Origin of the sequence: Nostoc sp. ATCC 53789, assembly GCF_009873495.1 — a bacterium.
GTDB lineage: Bacteria > Cyanobacteriota > Cyanobacteriia > Cyanobacteriales > Nostocaceae > Nostoc > Nostoc muscorum_A.
In genome coordinates this window covers 6,071,180-6,086,837 of record NZ_CP046703.1, presented here as the reverse complement: position 1 = coordinate 6,086,837, position 15,658 = coordinate 6,071,180, and the positions used below count along the sequence as shown (strand labels likewise).

The window sequence follows — 15,658 nt, the reverse complement described above, 5'->3', positions numbered from 1 at the left end:
TGAAAATATAGAAGCGATCGCCTGTTGTGGAAGGGTGAGTGCGATCGCCTTGCAGAAAACCTCAAAAAAAAGGCGATCACATGTTATGGAAGAGTGAGTGAGTGCGTTAGCGTTCGGGCAGCGTCTCGTAAAGAAGCTCACTGTAGAGTATTGCCTTACAAAAAACCTCAAAAACAAAGCGATCGCTGTTGTCTAAGAGTGATGCATTTTAGTATTAAGATTAAATGTTAAGCTAGTTGCCGAACTACAAGTGGTCGTGGATCAAGTTTGTATTCACGTAGGATTTCCTTTGCTGCTTTTCTAGAAAACGTTTTTAGTTTAAATTGTTCAAGAACTTTACTAGCTGATGTCATTGATCGCATTAGCAAAATACCAAAGGCTTCTTTCTTCTGCTCTTCACTAAGGAATTTAACTTGCTCTATCTTTAAAAATGCCATAGCAATGTGTTCCCAAATATAAATCTCTGTTTCTGGATTATGATCCCGTGAAAAGTCCATAATCCAAGCGTCTGAGGTATCTCGAAAAATATTTGCAAAGATTTCTGCAATAATCTCCACCCTTGCTTTCTGCTCATCACTCAGCAAACTTGTTTTCAGAGGAGAAGAAACTATACTATTTATACTAAGCATAACAACTTCGGGTGGGTCATCAGCACAGTCCTCTAGACTATCAGTTATTTGGTTTTCAATAACAATTAGCTCATCAGTGTAGTAACCAAACATTTTATTAACTTCTTGGCAGACACTAATAATAACTTTTTTTGCAATCTCAACAGGAATAATGAAGAATTCTCTAGCCTTGTTACTTCTATATGCATTGAATCTTCGATGGATTTTCTTCTCTGCTACTTCACAATCAGCAACCTTACAAGCGAAAGCAATCTCAAATGGTTCAGGTACTCCTGACACACCACGATAAATCTCCTTTGCGCGAACTTCTGGTTCTCGCGTTGTCATGCCAATCTTAATGATGTTACTACCGAATGACCTGTTTTGTAGGGCGTATATGTAGCCAGGATTCACTCAAAACCTCACGAAGCCTTGCAAAATGATTATTGTCAATATAGTTCATTTGTTCTACTATGTCAATTACAAGAGCAATCTTGGGCGCTCAAACTACACCACATAAGCTTACAACCGCGCCATACAAAAAACTCATATTTACTGTTACTAGATTCTGTGCTATGTACTTTTTCATAATAAGCAAAATCCTAAAAACTAGGTTAATAATTTGCGATTATCTGGCGCTAACCGTTTTATTTGAATTTCTTTTTTTGCGCCTACTCTGCGGTAACGCCTAACGGCGAATGCGTAAGATTTAAAAATGTGGTTCATTTACCTGAAAATAGCTGTAAATTTCAATTATTCAAAAAACAATTCTTCACAATATTCTTCTAAACCAATGTCATAACTTGCTCATATTCTTCTTTATGGCTTTGTAAAGCATCCCAAAGATGAACTTTTTGCTCAAGATTAAGCTAAAGTCTTGGGCCATTTTCTAAAGCTTTACCAAGACGTATTGCTATATCTACTGTAATTGCTCTTTGACCATTAATGATTTCCTGAATTATTTGATGAGATACTCCTAAAATTTCTGCAAAATTGGCGGTATTAATATCTAAATCATCTAAAATATCTGCAATTACTTCGCCAGGATGTATTGGTCTTACTAATCTATCATTCAGTAATATCTTGCCAATTATCCATAATTAATACTTCTTACTTAATAATTGGGTTAACCTTATTTAGCATTGTCTAGCCCATTAATATCATAATTAACACAGGAGTTGTGGGTTAACATTCATTAAGTAGTACTTGGAGATTTTCAAAACATCTCCTAACTCACTGCATATTCTGTAAACTGTCTCATAAAAGGAGACTGAAAACCTAACACAATGTCTTCCTTGGGAACTCCCGCAGCTACCAAATTAGCTGCAATATCATCTTCTGTACCATTCCACTGAAGCCAAATTTTCCCACCTTTAATATCAATATGAATAATACAACTATGTACCCAGTCTTGACCTTCCCACCCTACATGAACTATTTGATAATGGTCACGTTCTGTATCAAAAATTGTTTCAACTTCTATATTTCCGAAGGCTGGTTTTTGCTCACTATAATCATGTAATATCTGTTGTACAAGCTGGCGATATCGAGTTAATTTATCCATTGGAAAATCACCTCTTGTTCTACATCATAAATAAGCATTTTCAGTTGATTTTCTACAATCATCTCTTTAGGAAAATCAAGCTGAAAAAATGTTTTATAAGTTGTTAAAGGTACTGCTAAATACAAAACACGCTCCGGTTGTCGCCGTCGTAATGCACCTCTATAGTTAATAAACTGCCCTAATGCTGTATGAAATTCTGAAATAGCAGACGACCTCTCTAAAAAACTTTTGACTTCGACTGCAATTTTTTGTCCTTCACGTTCTGCTGCAATCAGCTTTTGGGCGGCTAAATCAATTGAAAGGTTAACTCCTCCCACGCTAATTGTGAGTGGATCGTGAGTAATTTGCCAACCATCTTTCTGTAAAGCTGTTTTGACAACTTCATGAAAGACATCTTTAGCAGACATACCTATTTATAATTATATATTTGATTTTCATTTAGTCGGATTCCATACAATTTGTCAAAACCGTTTTTTATGTAGAGACGTTCTATAAAACGTCCCTACATTTATGATTAGGGATTATTCTATCCCTTCAATCCGGTCTTCAACCTCTTGGTACAACTCGCGCAGACGATCTAAATTATCCTCGCTAGTCTCCCAATAACCGCGTCCATTCACTTCCAACAAAGTTGATACAATCTTGCGGAAAGAATGGGGATTAAGGTTTAGCAACCGTTTCTGCATTTCTTCATCTTTGATGAAGGTTTCGTTAGTATCCTCATAAATCCAGTTATCCACAGCGCCGGCTGTCGCACTCCAACCTGTTGTATTCACCAACCGCTTGGAGAGTTCGCGCACACCTTCGTAACCGTGAGACAGCATCCCCTCGTACCATTTGGGATTTAACAATTTGGTACGCGCATCCAAACGCACGGTTTCTGATAATGTCCGCACTTGGGCGTTAGCTGTAGTTGTATCTGCAATATAAGATGCTGGTTTTTTACCATCACCCCGCAGACTTGCCACCAGCTTAGTGGGATCTGAGTCGAAGTAGTGGGAAACGTCCGTTAAGCTAATCTCGGAAGAATCGAGATTTTGGAAAGTTGCATCAGCAGTTTTCAATGTACTTTCAAAAATCTGCCGGGATTCGTCCATGATTCCGGGGTTATCGGAATTGAAGGAGAAGGATTTCCGGTTGAGATACATTTCCTGCAACTCGGCTTCGCTATCCCAAGTGCTGTTTTCTACCGCCAAGTTGATATTTGATGAATAGGAACCAGAAGCGTTGGAGAAAACGCGCGTCGCTGCTTGACGCAGATTAATTCCCATTTCCTCAGCTTGCAGCAAAGCGTGTTTGCGAACAAAGTTCATTTCTAAGGGTTCATCTGCCTCAGCTGCCATCTTCACGCCTTGGTCTAGCAGGTTCATTTGGTTGATGAACAAGTCGCGGAATACACCAGAACAGTTGATTACCACATCTATTCTGGGTCGTCCCAACTCTTCTAGAGATATCAATTCCAACTTGTTCACCCGTCCCAAGGCATCGGGAACTGGACGCACGCCCACCATCCACATAATTTGCGCTAGGGATTCACCGTAAGTTTTGATGTTATCGGTTCCCCAAAGGACGCAGGCGATGGTTTCTGGCCATTTTCCTTCATTTTCTGCCTTGTTACGTACCAAAAGCCTGTCTACGACGATTTTAGCTGATTGGACTGCTGCTGTTGTTGGGATGGATTGCGGATCTAAAGCATGGATATTCTTACCCGTGGGTAATACATCCGGGTTACGGATGGGATCGCCACCGGGGCCAGGTAGGATGTATTCACCTTCCAAGCCTCTGAGTAATGCTCCGAGTTCGTTGTCGGCACAAACTTGCTCTAGGCAGAATTCCAAATACTCAAATAGGGGTTTTAGGGCGGCGTTATCGACTTTGGGATAACCTGCTTTATGCAATGATTCTACCCAAGGTTCTTTTTTGCCCATGTTGAAGAAATTCAACCGGGAAACTAAAGAAACTCGTCCTTCCGCGTCGATTTGCTCTTGGACAAGGGCGGTAACTGCTGCACGGGTTGCTAAAGTGATGTCTTGGAGTAACTGGACATCTTCTAAAATGCCTCTGTCGTTATTTTGGTAAATATCGTCAATACTACGTCCAATGCTATTGGCGATAATTCCCGGCAAGCCTTGAATTCCTTCTTCTTGACGATCTAGACTAGCAATGTTGACGAGAGTTGCGATCGCTTCTTCTGCACTTGGGGGTTTACCAATGACGTGCAAACCACAAGGCAACAAGCGAGACTCGATTTCCATCAACTTGCGGTAGACGTTGCCAACAATATTATCCCGCTCATCAGCACTCATGTCTCTGGCATCGGTTTCTGGCAGGTGAATATCCTTATCCAGATTCACGATCCGGCATTTATCCATGATGCTGTTGACAATGGAAACACCGCGTCCACTATCTTTCAAGGTTTGGTAGGAAGCAATTAACTCGCTGAGTTCCTTCAAACCTTTATACAAACCAGCATTTTCTGCCGGCGGTGTCAAGTAGGAAATTGTTTCGGCATAACTCCGACGTTTGGCAATTGTCGCTTCACTCGGATTATTGGCTGCGTAGTAATACAGGTTGGGAATTGAGCCAATCAAGTTATCTGGATAACAATCACCAGACATCCCCATCTGTTTACCGGGCATGAATTCCAAGGAACCGTGTGTACCAAAGTGCAGTACAGCATCAGCTTTCCAAACTTGCTCTAGGTAAGTGTAGTAAGCAGCAAAACCGTGGTGAGGACTAGCTGAACGGGAGAATAACAGCCGCATCGGGTCGCCTTCGTAACCGAATGTGGGTTGTACGCCGATGAAAACATTACCGAATTGCTTACCATAAATTAGCAAGTTTTGCCCGTCGCTGTTGAGATGTCCAGGAGGTGGGCCCCAGTTTTCCTCTAGGCGGTGAGAGTATGGGGTCAGCGCCTCATACTCTGGAACCGACATTTTGTAAGCAACGTTCAGTTCTGGGCTGTTGTACTGCGCTTGAGCGTCATGAATGACTTCTTGCATCAACGCTTCGGCTGATTCTGGCAATTCGGGTAAGTCGTAGCCGTTATTTTTAAGGGCTTTCATTACCTCGTAGATGGAACCGAATACATCCAAGTAAGCGGCGGTTCCCACGTTACCTTTATCTGGCGGGAAACTGAAAACGGTGATGGCGACTTTTTTATCCAGCTTCGGCTTGCGGCGGAGGTTAGCCCATTTTAAGGCGCGTTCGGCTACAGCTTCAACGCGATCGCGCAGTGCGATCGCTTTCCCTGTAGCCCCATCTCTACCCGATAAAATTATTGGCTCAATTGCCCCATCCAATTCAGGAATCGCAATTTGCAAAGCTACTTGAATCGGATGTAACCCTAAATCGCTATCCATCCACTCTTCTGTGGTTTGGAATACTAAGGGTAACGCCACCATGTAAGGACGATTTAAGCGTTTGAGTGCTTCAATTGCCTTAGGATGGTCTTGTCTGGCTGGGCCACCCACTAAAGCAAAACCAGTCAGCGATATCACTGCATCTACCAACTGTGTGTTGGTATTTGGTTCATAAAAGTAAGCCTCAACAGGCTTGGAGAAATCCAAACCACCAGCAAACACAGGTAGTACCCGTGCGCCTAGTGCTTCCAACTCCTGCACCATTGCCACATAATGGGCATCATCGCCTGTAACTAGGTGAGTGCGTTGCAATACTAACCCGACACAAGGAGCTAGGGGATCTTTTAGATCGCTAGAAATATCCTTACGAGCTGTATACCAATTGAGGTACTCTCTGACATCTTCAAACATACTGGGAGCCAAAGGATGCCAAATCCCTAGATCGGGATAAACCACCGGCTGTTCGTATGTAGAAGGTGCAAAATTTTGTTTTTCTAAACCTTTAAATACATATTTATCAGCTAGCATCAGCAAGAAGTTTTCCAGGTTTTCTGGAGAACCACCTAGCCAATACTGAAAACTGAGCATGAAATTTCGGGCATCCTGTGCCTTGTCCATCGGTAAAAACTTCAGAACTTGCGGTAGGGTTCGCAAAAGCTTCAGCATCCCATCTTGGAATCCCGCACCGGATTTTTCTTTGCGTTTCCGCATGAATTGGGCGATCGCACTTTTTGACTGACCCAACTGTGCCAAGGAAAAGCTGCCCATTTTACTCAGGCGCATTACCTCTGGCATGGAGGGAAAGACAACAGAAACGTCCAGATGATCGCGGTGTGGTTCTACTGCTGCTACTACTTTCTGTGCTAAGTCTTCGATGAAAATGAGGGAAGCGATGAAGATATTCGCATTCTCAATTTCTCGTTTGAACTCCTCGTAATTTTCGGGGTCGCGGAGTTCCTCAATCAAGTACCCGCTGATTTCAATCGCCAAGTTGGGATTGTTCGCGTTAATAGTGCGAACTGCTTGCGACAATGCGCTCTGGTACTGGGACTCAAGCACGACATAGACCACCTTGATTAAACTACGTCCGCGTAAGTTATCAGGCGCAATGTGTCTAATGGTGGACTTGACGTGTGTGAACATGCTTCTTCGGCTCCTTTGATGCGTGTTCTCTGAAGGAAGTTCCTAGCGGCATCATCAGCCACAGGTAACTTGTGATCTTTAGGCAATATCTGTTTTTTATCAGAAAACGCTTGCCCAGTAGGCATTTTATCCCTTATATGACACAAATCGATATAAAAAACGAAATATTTCTTTGTAATTGTTGACTTTACATAAAAGTAATTGCTCACCAATTTGTAAACTTTTTGTAATATATTTTTATAGTTAGATAGCTATTTATCTATATTATTGCAGCTAAAAAACAAAACCCGCACAAGCGGGTTGTAAAATTTTGATGTTTGGCGAAATGCTTAGGCGTAGAGGATTGTAGACATCGCCTAATTACTATAATTTCTTAATTAAGAATAAAGTTTAGCTTCTAACTTTTTCAAAATCTTCTTCGGATCGTTCTTATCTCCCCTCAAAAATTTTCAAGCAGCAAAACTTTCAACAGTTAAATAATTTATCAAGGAAGGCAGGAGGCAGATAGCGGAGCGTAAAGCCTTCGGCATGGCTTCGCTTAGAGCGAGTCCGTGAGCGTCGGGCAGCTCTTGCTGGAGGAAAACAGCGCTGGTGCCTCTTGCCGCGACCATAGGGTCTTGGGTTTAAGACAATAACTCCAAATTGAAAATTTGGTGAGCCAGCCCGGTCTTGTTGTTTCAACAAAGAGGAGCCAGCGCGGTCTTCTCCCAAAGGGAGAGGCTAGCGCCAAGGGGGTTTCCCCCATGAGCGACTGGCGTTGGACTGGCGAACCCGAAGGGTGGCTCTTTTTCAGGAGGGGTTTGAATCCCCAACTGAGGTAAAACCTTCTGCCTCCTGCCTCCTTCAATTCTCCTGCCTAGTGCATTATTAAACTAAGGTGACTGATTTAACACCCACTTCAACCACTGGCTAAAGGAATTTATAGTATTCAAACGATGGACTCCAGGCGCACGGGTGGCGGCGAGTCCATCAATGGCGACTAATGCAGCATATTGCAAGCCCAAAAAACTATCAACGGCAGCATAAGGGCCACCTAAAGTAATAGCCCCAGCAGCATACATTTGACCTTTGCCACTACGCATTTCTACTAGTTCAAAATTGTTCGCTACAGTCAATCGCCCCAAATGATTGACTGGAAGATTGTAATGTTTTACTAAATCTGCTATCAGAGGATTGGCATCTACTTTCGCATCCAGTCCAGTCGCATCAACAATAAAATCAGCTAGCAATTTTATTTCCCCAAAGCTTTGCTCTCGGATACTGGTAATAGTTCGGTTTTGGACATCTCGTTCTACATCTAGCACCTCACCAAAGGTAATTTGATACCAGCCTTCGCTGATGCCTTGGGCAGTAATTTGCTGCCAGTCCTGGCGGTCGGCGGTGGTTGTTCCACCCCAGTCTGCTAGTAAACGCTTGCGTTCATCGGGGGTGGCTTTTTCTAACATTGCCCGGAGTTCGCCGCCCCAACAGGCTTTGGGCCAGTTAAAGGGTTGAAATTCGTAATGATTTTTGACTAGGCGCTGGGTATTTTGAAATTTGTTACCTTGAGGTTTTGGCGATCGCATTAAATGCAAAACTGCAATATTCCGATTTCGCTTTCTGGCTTCATAAATGCGCTGAATAATCCGCGAAGCCACAATTCCCCGTCCCCGAATCAATACCGTACCACCTTGTCGCTCTAGTTGCTCATAAACATGATCGTGGGCTTCATAAGCATTGACGACAGATTTAAAATCTTGATATTTTTCTCTATAAGCTTGCAAATCTGGAAGAAACTGAATTGCTGGATATCCAGTAGCTAAATGTAAATAACGAGTAACTAAAAAAGCATAATTTCCTGGGGCGCGAGAATAGGCTACGCAATATCTGCCATCATCAGTTTTGCGAATTGCCCGAACTCGCCCATAGCGATAAATTTGATTCCAGCCAATGCGCTTCGCTTCCCGGTCTATGGAATCAAAGACATTACCCGCACGGGGTGTATAAGTTTCAGCAAATGTTGGTTCAGCAAACACTTGCCATAAATACTTCAATGCTGAGTTTATCTGTCCCTTGCTGCAATCACGCCAAGCCTCGCGCAAGGCATAACTAGGCCAACCCCAAATATTATCAGGGCAAGAGTCAGAATTAGAACGCAGTCTTTCATATAAGGGAATTTGCGAATTCAAACAAAGGCGCTTGTAACGAGCATAAGGCTCTGCTTCCAATCCCAAAGCTACAATCTTGTCAGGACGCACACCACTAATTCGCAGTAAATCAGCCCAAACAAAGCTACCCAATCCCGCCCCGATCGCTAGATAATCAGATTCATCTACTGATAAACCTGTAGCGTGAAGCGCTTGCACGGCGACATTTTCCGCTTGAAACGCTAGTGGCGGGAAATTACTTGCCAAGGGCGTTAGCGGCTGGGCAACAGGTAATGTGGGGTCTGGAAGATTGGTATTTGCGTTGAAGTGAATCGTTGAAGGTGGGCTGGTATCTGGCTCAGAGGCGCTAGCACCAAATTTCACTGTGATTACATAAGGGCCAATTTGCAATGTATCGCCATTAGTCAAAACACTGCGCGTTTGTGGTTTACCGTTGACATATACACCGTTAACGCTGCCTTGGTCAATCACCACTAACCGGTCTTGTTCCCAGTCAATTAGGGCATGGTAGCGAGAAACTTCGTTACTGTTAAGCAGCATCCGAGAAACGCGCATCCCCCTGAGTTCGGCAGGTAAGCGAGGGAATTCTCGACCAAAAGCGATCGGTATATTCAACCTTGGTTCTCGCCGTTCTCCTGTCGCTGGTTCTTCCCAACTTAATTGGATTTGCAAGTCATTTGTCATTTGTCATTGGTCATTTGTTATTAGACTTGTTCAATAATTCCCTTTTGTCTCCCTTATCTCCCTTGTTCCTAACTACCCGGTGCTACTAAAACACTCACTGCCGCAGCCAAAGATGTTCCACACCAATGACAGCCAATTTGCAGATTCTCTCCTGGGGAAACTTTATGACATTTGGGGCATTCTAAACCATAAATTCCTAGCGCTGGCGCGGGAGGTGTTGGCGAATGGTGATGATGTCCGGGATGTGGTGGCATTAAAATTGTTGCTGGAATGCTGCCTGTGGAAACTTTAGTAACGTTGAGTTTTATTTGTCCCAAAGAGATACTAGTACCCTCTGTTAACGGCATTTCACCTTGGACTAATTGCCGTCCATCGACAAGGGGGGGATTTTGCGATCGCAAATTTCTGATATAAAAGCGCTGTTGCTGGTGATGAAAAAATATTTCAACGTGCAGACCAGATACAGTAGGATGACTCAAAATAATATCGCACCGTAGGGGATCGCGACCAATGCGGACAGTACCAAGATTTTGACTTGGCTGTTGTTCGTAAATGTTCTGAGTTTTATCTTGACCTGCATCGTGCCACTGTAAAGTTAGTGCGTTCATTGTTCTAACTTCGTAATTCGTATTTAGCTACTTCAACTTCTTTCTGTGCGATTCCTAACATGATTAAGTAGGCGCAAGCAAGTATTTAGAAAAAACTTCAACAAGCTTTATCTATCCGACGCTAATTTATCAGCAATGCGTGTAGTTTCTGGCAGCCGATATTTTGGCGTACAGCGTAATACATAGTCAATCGCTGTCGGTAAACTAATGCGATGACCACTGGAGATATACAAAGGTTTTACTCCGGTGCGCGATCGCAAAACAGCCCCGACGGTTTCACCGTCATATATCAGTGGTTGGCTGCTGCCTTTGGTTTCTGCCAATTCCTCAAACTTACCTACCAACCTGGACTTAGCTACACCAATTGTTGGCATATCTATAAGTAACCCTAAATGGCTAGCTATACCTAATCTGCGGGGATGAGCAATTCCTTGACCATCACACAGGATAATACCTGGTGTTGTTTGAATTTTCTCCAGGGCATCGAGAACAGCTGGAATTTCCCGAAATGAGAGGAATCCAGGAACATAAGGAAAGGTAGTAGGACGGTGTGCTAGGCTCGTCTCAATTACTTGTAAATCAGGAAAACTCAGTACTGCGACAGCTGCACGGCTAATAGTTCCATCAGCTTCAAAACCCATATCCACTCCAGCAACGTACTGGATCGGTTCTTCTAGTTGATCCTCAGTAATTACTTGATCTCGCAGCTTTTCTTGGATAACTATGGCTTCTTCCAGCGTTGAAGGCCAAGCATGATCTCGATAAAACTTCATATTGAAAATGGGAATTTAATTGATTAATATTAATCCTGTTAATTTGGCAAGGGCAAAAACCGATGTTAATCCAGGGAAATATATTTTTTACAAAAGTCTATGAAAGACTATCTTTATACTAAATATTTTAGCCTAAGTTAGTTGATATTTTGCATCATAATGTTACTTAAGGCTGTTAAGAGGGAATTCTAAGAATATAAGCTTATTTTCCTAGATTTTCTCTTTTAGTGGTTATGACACAGCCGAATATTCTGGAACTTGCAAAACAGGGAGATGTAGATGCGATCGCATCTCTGATGAACCGCCACCTACACCCCAAAGGGATCACTGCAAAAGTTGCCTTTAAAGATGCTTGGTTAGAGGTAACGCTAGAATCTGCCCAAGTACCAAATCAGCAAATTTTAGTTACATTCATCCGCAAAGGTTTAACTGGTTTAGGGGCTGCATCTATTGAAAGCGTGAAAATTTACGGACAACAAACGGGTAAGAAGTTTCCAGCTTGGACTAAAGAGTTTAATCTAGGCATAGTAGAAGATGAACTAGAAGCAGCAGGTAATGAAGAGTCTTCTAGTGAGCCTCAATTTTTAACTATTTTTATTAATTTAAGTGGCGATACAGCGCGGGGATTAACAAACCAAGATTTTGAATTTATTGCTAATAAAATAGGCACTGATATTTTATCATCTTGTACTGACGTTTTTATTCAAAAAGTTAGTATTAGTAATGGTAGTTCTGTGATTACAAAAGAACGTTAGTATTTAAATTTCCTGATCCAGAGATACATAGGTACAGAGGAAAAGTTTAAAACTAGGGTTTTTGTAAAAAATATAATAAATTCAAGCAAGTTTGATATGTCGGTCTGGTAACTTTCTAAAAATGTTGCTTTTGTGTATAAATTGGGAACCCTGAGATAGACGATAATTTATCAATTTTTCAGATTTATTGGTTATGACGCAGCCGAATCTTTTAGAACTTGCTAAAAAGGGAGATGCACAAGCAATTGCTTCAGTAATCAATTACCTTTTGCAACCAAAAGGTGTTAGTGCCAAAGCAATATTGAAAGATAGCTGCTTACAGATAATCCTCGAATCTTTTCAAGTACCGGAGCAAGAGTCATCAGTCACTTTTATTCATAAACTAATAATCAAGTTGGAAGCTCCACCTATTAAGTCTGTAAAAATATATGGAAAAAAGAAAGGACAAACCTCAGTAAGTTGGATAAATGATTTAAATTTGAGTTCAGTAAATGATGAGACTAAAAAATATTCCAGTATTTTCGAACTAGCTAAACAGGGAAAATATGAAACTCTCTCTAAAATATGGCCAGTTTGGTTTCCTTATCCTAGTTCTTGGCTCAGGGCAATTATTCTGGTTCCCATAGCATTTCCTGGCACACGTTTAATAGTCTTTGGATTGGCTGGAGTCTTTATATCAGTTATCGGTAACAGCCCTATATTATTAATATTTTCTATTTTATTCGGCTTATTAATACCAACAGCTTTCTTAGCCTTTGTCTATCATATTTTCTGGTTTATTTGGCAAAAGCCTAAATCATCTAATAAATTACCAAAATGGATGCCTACTTTCAATAGCTTATGGGCAGGTTTCTATAGCACATTAGTAATGGGATTATCTTTTATGCTAATCCTAACTATCTTTTCAGAATTAGCTTTTTTTAGTTGCAACTTTTACAATAAAATACCGGAATACTTCAATGGTTGTACGGGAAATTTAACAGGACGCGCAACAAACGGAATTTTTTATAGTATTGAAAATAATGATTTTTTGAGCCAACGTTGGTTCATGATTTGGATCTTTACTGCCGCATATTTATATCAATTAGAACATTTGGTAATAAAATGCTTCATTCCTAAGCTAAAAGTTCTACTGCAAAACTTACAAACTAGACCTAAGAGCTACAGTGTTGATCGCACAGATTTAGAAATTGACAGACTACGTGGTGATATGGGTCTAACCCAAATCAAAAAAGGCAAAAAACAGCATTTATTCATCAAATCACTATCCCAATATCATTACCAAACTCCTAAAAAATTAAATAAAAAGCTGCTGATAATTATGTTCATTCCCTTGGTTGCAATCGGAATATATTTATTAGCAACAATCCCAAAAATGGAAGAACAGTCAACAAATTCTATAATTTCTCAAGTGAGTTCGCCAACTCCATTTTCAGCAGCACTCATACCTCAAGCTGATACATTTCGAGAAGCAGTAAGTAAAGCAATTAATGCCGCTAACCTTACTCAATCAGCAAAATCTCCAGATGAGTGGAAGACAGTTGTAAGTCAGTGGAAAACTGCGATCACACTTATGAAAACTGTGCCATCTTCCAGCCCAAATTATGTAGTAGCCCAACAAAAAATTACAGAATATCAGAGAAATCTCAACTACGCTGAGAAAAATTCCCTTAGTAAGAAGTAAAGCGATCGCATCTTAAAGCTAAACTAGAAAAGCACTGCGATACCTACAGTAAGCTAATTAACGCTCACAAAAATTACTCAGATTCTTCACCTAAATAGGATTGGCGACTGTGGCGAACATGAAGAATTGCGACAATTTCTTCTTTAACAACAAACAAAACTCGATATTTTCTTCGTTTTCCAACCCAAAGTTGCCGAATTTCACGACCAATTACTGCTACTTCTGGCGCTATGCTACAGCGATTAGGAAATTCTTGAAGCGAAGCGATAGCGTCTTGAAGTTCGTAATACCAGTTGTTCGCTACTTCAGCACCCAGATTGTCGCACATCCAACGATAGGACATTTCGATTTCTTGAAAAGCGGTGGGTTGAATAAGAACTTGGTAACTCATGGGCGAGGCGGAATGCCAAATTTGTGTTGTAGGGTTGCCAAAGCTTGCTCGGCAGGAATTCCTTCACCCTGCTCAAACTCATCTAGTCCTTTACGAATACCTACTATTGTTTCTAAGTAATCAATGCGTTCTAAGAGTTCTCTGTATGTGGCTAGGGGCTGGTTTGGGGCTGTTTTGAGTGATTTCAAAAATTCAAGTAGATCCTCTAGCAGTTCACTTGGAGTGTTGTCAATTTCTTGTAATAGCAATTCTTTGATCGTCATTACAGTTAATAGATGAGATTGATGCTTCTAGTATAGCGATCGCAACTCAGCGTTAAACTAAAAAAAGCAGTGCGATAGCTCAACTATCCCTATCAAAACTAAACCCCATGAAGACCAAAACATTAACTGCCATTGTTCACAAAGAAGAAGATATGTATGTTGCTGAATGTCCTGAAGTCGGCACAGTTGACCAAGGGGAAACAATTGAAGAAGCTCTTGCTAATCTTAAAGAAGCTACAAGGCTATTCTTAGAAGAATGTCCTTTACTCGACACTGATGCTAGTCCCAGATTTGTAACAAGTATAGAAGTCAGTTATGCCTAGATTGCCAAGAATATCAGGCAATGAGGCAATTCGTGCATTAGAGCGCTTAGGATTTATTCAAACGAGACAAACTGGTAGTCATATTGTACTTAAAAAAGCAACTCTCGACGGGGAAATTGTTTGTGTTGTACCAGTCCACCGCGAGTTAAAAGTTGGTACACTCAGTGGTGTTCTTAAGCAAGCAAAAGTCACACCTGAAGAGTTTATAGACAATTTGTGAGCGCGTAGGCGTAGCCCGCCGTAGGCATCGTTCTGATTTTTACCTATCCTGATAAAATGTGATGGATCTATGCTTTAGAAGGATATCCAGTTAATCCCCCCTAGCTAAAATTTTATAGTAAAAGTAATTTCGCCCCGAAGCCAATCATGACAGAAGGAAAAACGCGGCGTAATTTCCTAATTACCAGCATTGCTGTAACTGGAGGTATTGTGGCAACTAATGCTTTTGGGCAAAATACTACTAACACCGCCACACCGCCAGCAACTATGCCAGAACGGATGTTGGGACGCACGGAAATAAAACTCCCGATCTTCGGGTTAGGAGGAGCAGGCCAAACGCCGCTATCCTGGGAAGGAAAAGAGGATGATGCTACAGCAATTATTCAAAGAGCGCTAGAACTTGGCATTCGCTACTTTGATACGGCGGCTAGTTATGGGCCGAGTGAAGATTATTTAGGCAAAGTGCTACCACCCCATCGCTCAAAGATATTTTTAGCAAGCAAGACTGATCAAAGAGATCGGGATGGTGCATGGCGAGAATTGGAGCGATCGCTAAAACGTCTCAATACAGATTATCTCGATTTGTGGCAGTTGCATCACGTTTCTTTTTCCGAAGAACTCGACACCATTTTTAGTCCATCTGGCGCAATTAAAGCTTTAGAAGAAGCCATACAACAAAAACTGGTACGCTTCGCAGGTATTACCGGACATCACGATCCTCAAGTTATTGCCGAAGGCTTACGCCGCTATCCTTTCCACACTACACTCATACCTGTGAATGCCGCCGACAAACACCACCCACATCCATTTATCCCGGTGGTTCTACCAGTTGCTCAAGAAAAAAATGTCGGTGTGATTGCGATGAAAGTCCCAGCTTATGGTCGACTATTTAAACCAGGTGGATTGACAGGTATGGAGCAAGCTTTAGGTTACACAATGTCTCAGCCTGGAGTACATTGTTGTGTAATTGCGGCAGAAACTATTTCACAATTAGAGAGCAATGTCAAGATAGCGCGGGCTTTTGTGCCTCTCAAAAAGGAAGAATTGACTGCGATCGCACTGGCGGCGGCTAATGTCTGGGAAGATAGTACATTTTTCCGTACTTGGACTTAGCCGAACCTTGCACATATT

15 protein-coding genes are annotated in these 15,658 nt (G+C 41.7%); 5 read left to right on the top strand and 10 right to left on the bottom strand.

Going from position 1 to position 15,658, the window contains the following annotated elements:
* Positions 1-227 precede the first annotated feature (227 nt).
* The 8 genes from GJB62_RS25220 to nfi form a co-directional block, all read right to left on the bottom strand.
* Positions 228-956: a GIY-YIG nuclease family protein gene (locus GJB62_RS25220; protein ID WP_245246001.1), complete on the bottom strand. Its 729-nt coding sequence runs from the start codon at positions 954-956 to the stop codon at positions 228-230.
* Between the two features lie 521 nt (positions 957-1,477).
* The gene (locus GJB62_RS37625) at positions 1,478-1,615 is read right to left on the bottom strand and encodes a helix-turn-helix domain-containing protein (RefSeq protein WP_245246198.1); all 138 of its coding nucleotides are present in this window, start codon (positions 1,613-1,615) and stop codon (positions 1,478-1,480) included.
* 221 nt (positions 1,616-1,836) lie between these two features.
* Positions 1,837-2,172, bottom strand: a complete 336-nt coding sequence (locus tag GJB62_RS25210) for a XisI protein (protein WP_114083851.1) — start codon at positions 2,170-2,172, stop codon at positions 1,837-1,839.
* Positions 2,160-2,579, bottom strand: coding sequence for a XisH family protein (locus GJB62_RS25205; protein ID WP_114083852.1), 420 nt, complete (start codon positions 2,577-2,579; stop codon positions 2,160-2,162). The genes GJB62_RS25210 and GJB62_RS25205 overlap by 13 nt, the downstream gene beginning before the upstream one ends.
* A 114-nt stretch (positions 2,580-2,693) precedes the next feature.
* Complete coding sequence (locus tag GJB62_RS25200) at positions 2,694-6,680, bottom strand: magnesium chelatase subunit H (protein WP_114083853.1); 3,987 nt, start codon at positions 6,678-6,680, stop codon at positions 2,694-2,696.
* 872 nt (positions 6,681-7,552) lie between these two features.
* Positions 7,553-9,511 carry an FHA domain-containing protein gene (locus GJB62_RS25190; protein WP_114083854.1) on the bottom strand — a complete coding sequence of 653 codons (1,959 nt, stop codon included), beginning with the start codon at positions 9,509-9,511 and terminating at the stop codon, positions 7,553-7,555.
* A 68-nt stretch (positions 9,512-9,579) separates the two neighbouring features.
* A complete protein-coding gene (locus GJB62_RS25185) occupies positions 9,580-10,119 on the bottom strand; it encodes an FHA domain-containing protein (protein WP_114083855.1) in 540 nt (179 codons plus the stop codon).
* A 107-nt stretch (positions 10,120-10,226) separates the two neighbouring features.
* Complete coding sequence (gene nfi / locus GJB62_RS25180; protein ID WP_114083856.1) at positions 10,227-10,892, bottom strand: deoxyribonuclease V; 666 nt, start codon at positions 10,890-10,892, stop codon at positions 10,227-10,229.
* A 233-nt stretch (positions 10,893-11,125) separates the two neighbouring features.
* On the opposite strand from nfi, the gene GJB62_RS25175 reads away from it, so the two are divergent.
* Together GJB62_RS25175 and GJB62_RS25170 are read left to right on the top strand one after the other, a co-directional pair.
* A complete protein-coding gene (locus GJB62_RS25175; RefSeq protein ID WP_114083857.1) occupies positions 11,126-11,647 on the top strand; it encodes a hypothetical protein in 522 nt (173 codons plus the stop codon).
* 193 nt (positions 11,648-11,840) lie between these two features.
* Positions 11,841-13,331, top strand: a complete 1,491-nt coding sequence (locus tag GJB62_RS25170) for a hypothetical protein (RefSeq protein WP_114083858.1) — start codon at positions 11,841-11,843, stop codon at positions 13,329-13,331.
* Positions 13,332-13,404: 73 nt separating this feature from the next.
* On the opposite strand, the gene GJB62_RS25165 is transcribed toward GJB62_RS25170, so the two are convergent.
* Together GJB62_RS25165 and GJB62_RS25160 are read right to left on the bottom strand one after the other, a co-directional pair.
* Positions 13,405-13,722: a type II toxin-antitoxin system RelE/ParE family toxin gene (locus tag GJB62_RS25165; RefSeq protein WP_114083859.1), complete on the bottom strand. Its 318-nt coding sequence runs from the start codon at positions 13,720-13,722 to the stop codon at positions 13,405-13,407.
* Positions 13,719-13,985, bottom strand: a complete 267-nt coding sequence (locus tag GJB62_RS25160; protein ID WP_114083860.1) for a prevent-host-death family protein — start codon at positions 13,983-13,985, stop codon at positions 13,719-13,721. Before GJB62_RS25160 ends, GJB62_RS25165 begins: the two co-directional genes overlap by 4 nt.
* Positions 13,986-14,092: 107 nt before the next feature.
* Here GJB62_RS25160 and GJB62_RS25155 point away from each other — a divergent pair, with 107 nt between their 5' ends.
* From GJB62_RS25155 to GJB62_RS25145, 3 genes are all read left to right on the top strand, one after another.
* A complete protein-coding gene (locus GJB62_RS25155; RefSeq protein WP_114083861.1) occupies positions 14,093-14,308 on the top strand; it encodes a type II toxin-antitoxin system HicB family antitoxin in 216 nt (71 codons plus the stop codon).
* A complete protein-coding gene (locus tag GJB62_RS25150) occupies positions 14,301-14,528 on the top strand; it encodes a type II toxin-antitoxin system HicA family toxin (RefSeq protein WP_114083862.1) in 228 nt (75 codons plus the stop codon). Before GJB62_RS25155 ends, GJB62_RS25150 begins: the two co-directional genes overlap by 8 nt.
* A gap of 146 nt (positions 14,529-14,674) precedes the next feature.
* Positions 14,675-15,640 carry an aldo/keto reductase gene (locus GJB62_RS25145; RefSeq protein ID WP_114083863.1) on the top strand — a complete coding sequence of 322 codons (966 nt, stop codon included), beginning with the start codon at positions 14,675-14,677 and terminating at the stop codon, positions 15,638-15,640.
* Positions 15,641-15,658: the final 18 nt, after the last annotated feature.

What these genes read in the sequence shown, in the direction of transcription:
- GJB62_RS25210 (WP_114083851.1), bottom strand. Translation starts at nt 2,172, where the DNA reads ATGGATAAATTAACTCGATATCGCCAGCTTGTACAACAGATATTACAT.
- GJB62_RS25155 (WP_114083861.1), top strand. Translation starts at nt 14,093, where the DNA reads ATGAAGACCAAAACATTAACTGCCATTGTTCACAAAGAAGAAGATATG.
- GJB62_RS25145 (WP_114083863.1), top strand. Translation starts at nt 14,675, where the DNA reads ATGACAGAAGGAAAAACGCGGCGTAATTTCCTAATTACCAGCATTGCT.
- GJB62_RS25190 (WP_114083854.1), bottom strand. Translation starts at nt 9,511, where the DNA reads ATGACAAATGACTTGCAAATCCAATTAAGTTGGGAAGAACCAGCGACA.
- GJB62_RS25220 (WP_245246001.1), bottom strand. Translation starts at nt 956, where the DNA reads ATGACAACGCGAGAACCAGAAGTTCGCGCAAAGGAGATTTATCGTGGT.
- GJB62_RS25185 (WP_114083855.1), bottom strand. Translation starts at nt 10,119, where the DNA reads ATGAACGCACTAACTTTACAGTGGCACGATGCAGGTCAAGATAAAACT.
- GJB62_RS25170 (WP_114083858.1), top strand. Translation starts at nt 11,841, where the DNA reads ATGACGCAGCCGAATCTTTTAGAACTTGCTAAAAAGGGAGATGCACAA.
- nfi (WP_114083856.1), bottom strand. Translation starts at nt 10,892, where the DNA reads ATGAAGTTTTATCGAGATCATGCTTGGCCTTCAACGCTGGAAGAAGCC.
- GJB62_RS25175 (WP_114083857.1), top strand. Translation starts at nt 11,126, where the DNA reads ATGACACAGCCGAATATTCTGGAACTTGCAAAACAGGGAGATGTAGAT.
- GJB62_RS25205 (WP_114083852.1), bottom strand. Translation starts at nt 2,579, where the DNA reads ATGTCTGCTAAAGATGTCTTTCATGAAGTTGTCAAAACAGCTTTACAG.
- GJB62_RS25200 (WP_114083853.1), bottom strand. Translation starts at nt 6,680, where the DNA reads ATGTTCACACACGTCAAGTCCACCATTAGACACATTGCGCCTGATAAC.
- GJB62_RS25150 (WP_114083862.1), top strand. Translation starts at nt 14,301, where the DNA reads ATGCCTAGATTGCCAAGAATATCAGGCAATGAGGCAATTCGTGCATTA.
- GJB62_RS25165 (WP_114083859.1), bottom strand. Translation starts at nt 13,722, where the DNA reads ATGAGTTACCAAGTTCTTATTCAACCCACCGCTTTTCAAGAAATCGAA.
- GJB62_RS25160 (WP_114083860.1), bottom strand. Translation starts at nt 13,985, where the DNA reads ATGACGATCAAAGAATTGCTATTACAAGAAATTGACAACACTCCAAGT.